The organism is Mesorhizobium sp. M6A.T.Ce.TU.002.03.1.1, from assembly GCF_003997275.1.
Taxonomy (GTDB): domain Bacteria; phylum Pseudomonadota; class Alphaproteobacteria; order Rhizobiales; family Rhizobiaceae; genus Mesorhizobium; species Mesorhizobium mediterraneum.
In genome coordinates this window covers 1-6561 of sequence record NZ_RZTI01000209.1, presented here as the reverse complement: position 1 = coordinate 6561, position 6561 = coordinate 1, and the positions used below count along the sequence as shown (strand labels likewise).

At 63.5% G+C, this 6561-nt stretch carries 10 protein-coding genes; 6 read left to right on the top strand and 4 right to left on the bottom strand.

Going from position 1 to position 6561, the window contains the following annotated elements; all coding sequences use genetic code 11:
- Positions 1 to 236: 236 nt before the first annotated feature.
- From ccmB to EOC93_RS32090, 4 genes are all read left to right on the top strand, one after another.
- On the top strand, positions 237 to 902 hold the full coding sequence (gene ccmB, locus EOC93_RS32105) for a heme exporter protein CcmB (protein ID WP_095484876.1): 666 nt from the start codon (positions 237 to 239) through the stop codon (positions 900 to 902).
- A 137-nt stretch (positions 903 to 1039) separates the two neighbouring features.
- Positions 1040 to 1213 carry a heme exporter protein CcmD gene (gene ccmD, locus EOC93_RS32100; protein WP_095484877.1) on the top strand — a complete coding sequence of 58 codons (174 nt, stop codon included), beginning with the start codon at positions 1040 to 1042 and terminating at the stop codon, positions 1211 to 1213.
- Entirely contained in the window at positions 1210 to 1788 is a 579-nt protein-coding gene (locus tag EOC93_RS32095; protein WP_095484878.1) for a DsbE family thiol:disulfide interchange protein, read from the top strand. Before ccmD ends, EOC93_RS32095 begins: the two co-directional genes overlap by 4 nt.
- Positions 1789 to 1803: 15 nt before the next feature.
- Entirely contained in the window at positions 1804 to 2847 is a 1044-nt protein-coding gene (locus EOC93_RS32090; RefSeq protein WP_126104335.1) for a DUF2332 family protein, read from the top strand.
- 94 nt (positions 2848 to 2941) lie between these two features.
- Here the strand turns inward: EOC93_RS32090 and EOC93_RS32085 are convergent, their stop codons facing one another.
- The gene (locus EOC93_RS32085) at positions 2942 to 3109 is read right to left on the bottom strand and encodes a hypothetical protein (RefSeq protein WP_095485113.1); all 168 of its coding nucleotides are present in this window, start codon (positions 3107 to 3109) and stop codon (positions 2942 to 2944) included.
- A gap of 290 nt (positions 3110 to 3399) precedes the next feature.
- Here EOC93_RS32085 and EOC93_RS32080 point away from each other — a divergent pair, with 290 nt between their 5' ends.
- Together EOC93_RS32080 and EOC93_RS32075 are read left to right on the top strand one after the other, a co-directional pair.
- A complete protein-coding gene (locus EOC93_RS32080) occupies positions 3400 to 4320 on the top strand; it encodes an SMP-30/gluconolactonase/LRE family protein (protein WP_095485114.1) in 921 nt (306 codons plus the stop codon).
- A 34-nt stretch (positions 4321 to 4354) separates the two neighbouring features.
- Entirely contained in the window at positions 4355 to 4564 is a 210-nt protein-coding gene (locus tag EOC93_RS32075) for a tautomerase family protein (protein WP_127206615.1), read from the top strand.
- A 95-nt stretch (positions 4565 to 4659) separates the two neighbouring features.
- Here EOC93_RS32075 and EOC93_RS32070 read toward each other — a convergent pair whose 3' ends face one another.
- The 3 genes from EOC93_RS32070 to EOC93_RS32060 form a co-directional block, all read right to left on the bottom strand.
- The gene (locus EOC93_RS32070; RefSeq protein ID WP_095484880.1) at positions 4660 to 5280 is read right to left on the bottom strand and encodes a pyridoxamine 5'-phosphate oxidase family protein; all 621 of its coding nucleotides are present in this window, start codon (positions 5278 to 5280) and stop codon (positions 4660 to 4662) included.
- Positions 5281 to 5296: 16 nt separating this feature from the next.
- Positions 5297 to 5971: a septation protein A gene (locus tag EOC93_RS32065; protein WP_095484881.1), complete on the bottom strand. Its 675-nt coding sequence runs from the start codon at positions 5969 to 5971 to the stop codon at positions 5297 to 5299.
- 61 nt (positions 5972 to 6032) lie between these two features.
- The coding region (locus tag EOC93_RS32060) for a signaling recognition particle receptor family protein (RefSeq protein ID WP_164759364.1) at positions 6033 to 6561 on the bottom strand (529 nt) is incomplete at its 5' end.

The following is a 6561-nucleotide window of genomic DNA, read 5'->3' as shown; positions in this document are numbered from 1 at the left end:
CGTTTGATGTCGGAGCTCCACGGCGCCCCCCTCTGTCCTGCCGGACATCTCCCCCACTTGGGGGGAGATCGGCGGCTTCGGCGTCGCCGCCCAATTTGCAATGTTGAAAATTGGCGAAAGCGGAGCCGACAGCCAATCTCCCCCCAAGTGGGGGAGATGTCCGGCAGGACAGAGGGGGGCGTGAAGGAACTCCGGCCTTTGCCTGGCCATTACGAATACATCGGGGCTGCATCGTAATGTGGTCCCTCTTCCTTCGCGACATCCGCCTCAGTATCCGCGCCGGGGGCGGGGCGCTGACCGGCGTGATCTTCTTTCTCGCGGTGATCGCCACGATCCCCTTCGGCGTCGGACCGGACCTCAATCTGCTCGCCCGCATCGGCCCGGCAATCCTGTGGATCGGCGCCTTGCTCGCTTGCCTGCTCGGTCTCGACCGATTGTTCCAGGCCGACCGGGAAGACGGCTCGCTCGATCTTCTGGTGCTCGGCGACGACCGGCACGTGCTGGCGTTGACCGTGCTGACGAAATGCCTGGCGCATTGGGCGGGAAGCGTGCTGCCGCTGGTTATCGCGGCACCCCTGCTTGGCCTGTTCATGAATATGGAGCCGATCGGCATCGGCGCCACGGCGCTGACCCTTTTGGTCGGCACGCCGGCGATCACCTTCATCGGCGCTGCCGGCGCGGCGGTGGCGGTGGCGCTGCCGCGCGGCGGGCTGTTGATCTCGGTGCTGGTATTGCCGCTGACCATTCCGGTGCTGATCTTTGGCGTCTCGGCAAGCTATGGCGCGGTGGCGGACCCCGATCCGTTCCTGCAGCCTTTCCTCATTCTCGCCGCGCTGACCTTGTTTCTTGCCGTGCTGGGGCCGGTTGCAGCGGCGCTGGCGCTGCGTCATGGGGCGGACTAAATTAGACGGCCGCCTGACCTCAAGGGCTGCGGCGCTGCTGTCGATTGCGAAGCCGATAGCGCAAGGTTAAGGAAAGACATGTTCGAACGAAGCGAAATGGTCCGGCGGAAAGGCTTTGCGCCGGCGGAGCGAACCATATGAGCGCGCATGCGCTCTATGTGACCGCCGCCTATGCCATCACGGCCGTAGTTCTGGCCGGGCTGGTCGGCTGGATCCTTCTCGACCAACGGGCACGCAAGCGGGATCTCGCCGAGCTGGAAGCGTCCGGCGTGCGGCGTCGCTCCGACAAGGCGGGGACAAGGAAGCGATGAGCATGGAGGCCAAAACGCCGGCGCGCGGGCGGCGCCTGATCGTGCTTTTGCCGCTGCTGATTTTCCTCGGGCTGGCTGGGCTGTTCCTGACGCAGCTGCTGTCCGGCCGCGACACCTCGGAGGTGCCATCGGCGCTGATCGGCCTGCCGGCGCCGCAGACCAATCTGCCGGCGCTGGAGGGCATGAATTTGCCGGGGCTCGACTCCAAGCAGTTCGCCGGCAAGGTCACGCTGGTCAACGTCTTCGCGTCCTGGTGCGGGCCATGCCGTGACGAACATCCGGTGCTGCTGGCGCTGTCGCAGGACAAGCGCTTCGTCATCGCAGCGCTCAACTACAAGGACCAGCCGGAAAACGCCCGCCGGTTCCTCGGCGATCTCGGCAATCCGTTCCAGGCGATCGGCGTCGACGCGGCAGGGCGCGCGGCGATCGACTGGGGCGTCTACGGCGTGCCGGAAACCTTCGTCGTCGGCAAGGACGGCAATATCGCCTACAAGCATGTCGGCCCGCTGACGCCAGGCTCGGCGCAGACGCTGCTTTTGCCGGAGATCGAGAAGGCGCTGGCCGCGCCGGGCTGAGACGGCGGAAACGCGATGGTCGAACGGGACATTCGCGATCATTTTCTGGCTCAGGCGAAAGCCTGCGATGGACTTGGCTCGCCCTTCACCGCGAATTTATGCCGTGCGTTGGCCAAGGTTCTCGACGCAAACACCAGGACCGGGCAGGCGGTGCTCGGCTGGCCGGGCGACGCGCGCGCCGACGCCCTCGCATTGCGGGTCTGCGGCGCGCTGCATGCGTTGGTCCTGACGGGTGCCAGTGAGCGACTGGCACTGATCTATCCGCCCAACCAGACAAGCGAATCCGAGATCGCGGCGGTGCTGCCGGAGGCAATTGCGCGATCCGACGAGCGGATCGTCGCCGGCCTCGCCGGCGCGCCGCAGACCAATGAAATCGCCCGGTCGGCGATGCTGCTGCCTGGATTTCTGACGGTCGCGCGGGAAACCGGCCTGCCGCTGGATCTGTGCGAGATCGGCGCCAGCGCCGGGCTCAATCTCCTGTTCGACAGCTTTCACTACAGCTACCGCGATGCCGAGTGGGGCGACCCGGCCTCCCCCGCCCGGTTGGCGCCGGAGGCGCGCGGCCGCGCTGTTCCGCTTGGTGGGGCGATCGACGTCCGCTACCGCGCCGGCTGCGACGTCGCGCCGGTGGACGTCGCCGACGCAGCGGCGCGGTTACGGCTTCGGTCTTTTGTCTGGGCCGATCAGGCAGCGCGGCTGGCCCGGCTCGACGCCGCGCTGTCACTTGCCGAAAAATTTCCACCGCTGCTTGTCAAAGCGGACGCGGCGGATTTTGTCGAGAAGGCACTGGCCGCACGGCAGCGGGGCGGCGCCTTCGTGCTCTACCATTCGATCATGTGGCAGTACCTGCCGCGGGCGACCAAGGATGCCATCACCGCTGCGCTGGAGCAGGCGGGCAGACAGGCCACGGCCGCTGCGCCTATCGCAAGGCTGAGGATGGAGCCGCGCGATCCCACAAACAATTGGGCGGTACTCAGCCTCACTCTATGGCCCGGCGGCGAGACACGCCGCTTGGCCCATTGCGATTATCACGGCCGCTGGATCGAATGGATCGGCTAAGCCCGATCAAACAGTTCTGGTTGCGCATGATCTCGTCCGAAAAGTCTGCAACTTTTTGCTGCGCTGACCTTCGGTTCGGGATCATGCGTTCGCCTCAGCCGTAGATCTGCTTGTGGACCTGATAGAGCATTTCGCTGCGGTCGGCGCGCATGTCGGCCAGATCGCGGCTGGAAAAGGAGTCGATTTCGGCGACGAGGCGGTTGTATTGCCGGCGCTTGGCGATGGTGGCGCGAGCGCGGCTCATGAGGCTGTCGAGAATCATAGCGAGGTTCCTTTTGCGCCGCATTGTTGCGGCAGGTTGTTCCTCCCTTGATCTGTATGGAGCATGACATAGTTATGGTGCGTTGCAAAAAGAAGATGTTGCAATGCACCATTGCGCCGGACGCATAGCCGGTTAACGGCGCATGAACCCCGTCATTTGGGCAGGCGGCACTGCCGCAGCTTGCCTCGATGCCTCAAGATGCGGTGAGACTGATATCAGCGATCTTGCCATATTGATCGCCGGCTGGCTTGATCGCGCCGGCATCACCGATTTGCATGACTGGGAGGAAAATCATGGCCGCCGAAGACTACGAGATTCTCGATCCACGTTTTGCGCGGCTGTTCAACAGCAATGCGCAGGTGGAAAAGCTGTTCACCGGATGCCGTTGGGCGGAAGGGCCGGCCTGGTTCGCGGCCGGCCGTTATGTGGTGTGGTCCGACATCCCCAACAACCGCATGCTGCGTTACGACGAGACCGACGGCAGCGTCAGCGTGTTCCGGCAGCCGTCGGGTAATTCCAATGGCAACACCGTTGACCGGCAGGGTCGGCTGGTCACTTGCGAGCATTCGGGCCGGCGGGTCAGCCGCACCGAGCATGACGGCTCAATCACCACCATCGCCGACAAATGGCGCGGCAAGCGGCTGAACTCGCCCAACGATGCAGTGGTCAAGTCCGACGGGTCGATCTGGTTCACCGACCCAACCTACGGCATCGACACGGACTATGAGGGCGACAAGGCCGAGAGCGAGATCGGCGCCTGCCATGTCTACCGGGCCGATCCCGGCACCGGTGAGATCGACGCTGTCATCACCGATATGGTCAGGCCCAACGGGCTTGCCTTCTCGCTCGACGAAAGCAAGCTCTATGTCGTCGATACCGGCCGCACGCACGGCGCGCAGAATCCGGCGCATATGCGGGTGTTCAATGTCGACAAGGGTGGCAAGAAGGTGTCCGGCGAAAAAGTCTTCGCCGACTGCGCGGCCGGCCTGTTCGATGGCTTCAGGCTCGACGATCAAGGTAGGATCTGGACCAGTGCCGCCGACGGCATCCATTGCTACGATCCGGACGGGACGCTGATCGGCAGGATCAAGGTGCCGGAAGTCGTCGCCAATTGCGTGTTCGGCGGCAACAAGCTGAACTGCCTCTACATCGCCGGCACGACCTCACTCTACATGGTCCGGCTGATGGTCAACGGCGCAAAGACATTTTGAGCGGCCGCCAAGCAATATCCCAGGGGAGGGCGCCATGCCATTCGTGAACATCCGCCTGGTCAAGGAGGTGATTGCCGATAACCCGGCCGGCAAGAAGGCCGCGATCGCCGCCCAGGTGACCGCGGCCATCACCGGCGCCACCGGCCTGACCAGCAACGACGTCTGGGTGGTTTTCGAGGAGGTCGCTGCGCGGGACTGGTTCGTTGGCGAGACCGATGTCGAGACGATGCGCAGCAAACGCTGAAGGAATTTCGCCGCGACCTTTGATGGTTGCAGCGCGGCCGGTCAGCAGGCGTCGAGGGCCGAGAGGTGTTTCGGACGGATCATGTCCGAAACAGTCTACCACATGGTGTGTTTGTATTCGTCATCCAGCCAGCGGTCGGTCGCCTCGGCCGAATCGGCGAGCGCCAACTGGTCGCGCAGGATCTGGCCGAGCGTCGGCAGCGTCGCGCGGTCGTACCAGCTTTCGGGCTTCCACAAATCGGAGCGCATGAAAGCCTTGGCGCAGTGCATGTAGGCGGCCTTGACCGTCACCAGGACGACGCTTTGCGGTTCCTTGCCGTCGACCGCGAGCCGCTCGCGCAAGCCCGCATCGACGGTGATGCGAGCATCGCCGTTGACGCGCAGCGTCTCGTTCATGCCTGGAATGAGAAAGAGCAGCCCGACCGAGGGGTTGATAAGAATGTTCTCAAGCGTGTCGAGCCGGTTGTTGCCGGGCCGGTCGGGGATGGCGATGGTCCTCTCGTCGAGCACGACGGCAAAGCCGGGCTTGTCGCCCTTCGGCGTCACATCGGCATTGCCGGCGCCGTCGGAGGAGCCGATCAGCACGAAGGGGCTTTTGCCGATGAAAGAACGGCTGTGACCATCCAGCGCCTTCAATTCCTTGCGGATAGAGCCGTCGGTCGGCCGAGGCGTCTTGTAGATCGTTCTCAGCTCTTCGCGCGTGGTGACGAATTCCATGCCCTCTCCCCAACTGTTACTTGCCGGCCTTCTCTTCTTTTCCGGGCTTGCCTTCAAGCGAATGGCGCATGATCAGCGGCATCTGGCTGAAGGTGAAAAGAAGCGTGATCGGCATGATTCCCCAAACCTTGAAGGTAACCCATGCGTCGGTGGAAAAATTCCGCCAGACCACTTCGTTGACAAGGGCCAGGAACAGGAAAAACAGGCCCCAGCGGAAGGTGAGTTTCTTCCAGCCTTCGGCATCGAGGCTGAAGGCCGAATCGAAGACGTAGCCGAGCAGTGATTTGCCGAAGAACAGGCCGCCGAGCAGGACGCCGCCGAACAGCATGTTGACGATGGTCGGCTTCATCTTGATGAAGATGTCGTCCTGCAGATAGAGCGTCAGCGCGCCGAAGACGAACACCACGACGCCCGACACCATCGGCATGATCGGCAAGGTGCGGGTGAGCAGCCAGGAGGCGATCAGCGCGATCGCGGTGGCCGCCATGAACAGGCCGGTGGCGACGAAGATCGGCCCGCCGAATTCGGCCAGCGCCGGAAATTTCTGCGTCAGCCACGCGCCACGCGCGTTGGCAAAGAAGAACACCATCAGCGGGCCGAGCTCCAGCACCAGCTTGAGCAGCGGATTGACGCCTTCCTTCTTCTGTTTCTGTGGGTCGGACGGGTCGCGTTCGAGGATGGGCGGGTTCATAGGCTTCCTTCTTACGCACGATCCTGTCCAAAAAGTCTGCAACTTTTTGGGATCATGCTTGTTAGGCCACTCCAGCGATCGCCCTGGCGAACTCGCTTGCGGAGAAAGGTTCGAGGTCGTCGACTTGTTCGCCGACGCCGATGAAATAAACCGGCAATTTGTGCTTTGCCGCGATCGCCACCAGAATACCGCCGCGTGCCGTGCCGTCCAGCTTGGTCATCACCAGGCCATTGACGCCGGCGACATTGCGGAAGATCTCGACCTGGTTGAGCGCGTTCTGGCCGGTGGTGGCGTCGACCGTCTGCAGCACGGTGTGCGGCGCCTCCGGATCGAGCTTGCCCAGCACCCGAACTATCTTTTCCAGTTCCGCCATCAGCTCGGTCTTGTTCTGCAACCGCCCGGCGGTGTCGATGATCAGCACGTCGGAGCCGGCTTGCTTGGCCTGTTCGAAGGCGTCGTAAGCGAGGCCGGCGGCGTCGGCGCCAAGCTTCGAGGCGATGACCGGCGATTTGGTGCGCTCGCCCCAGATCTTCAACTGCTCAATCGCGGCGGCGCGGAACGTGTCGCCGGCTGCGAGCATCACCGACAGG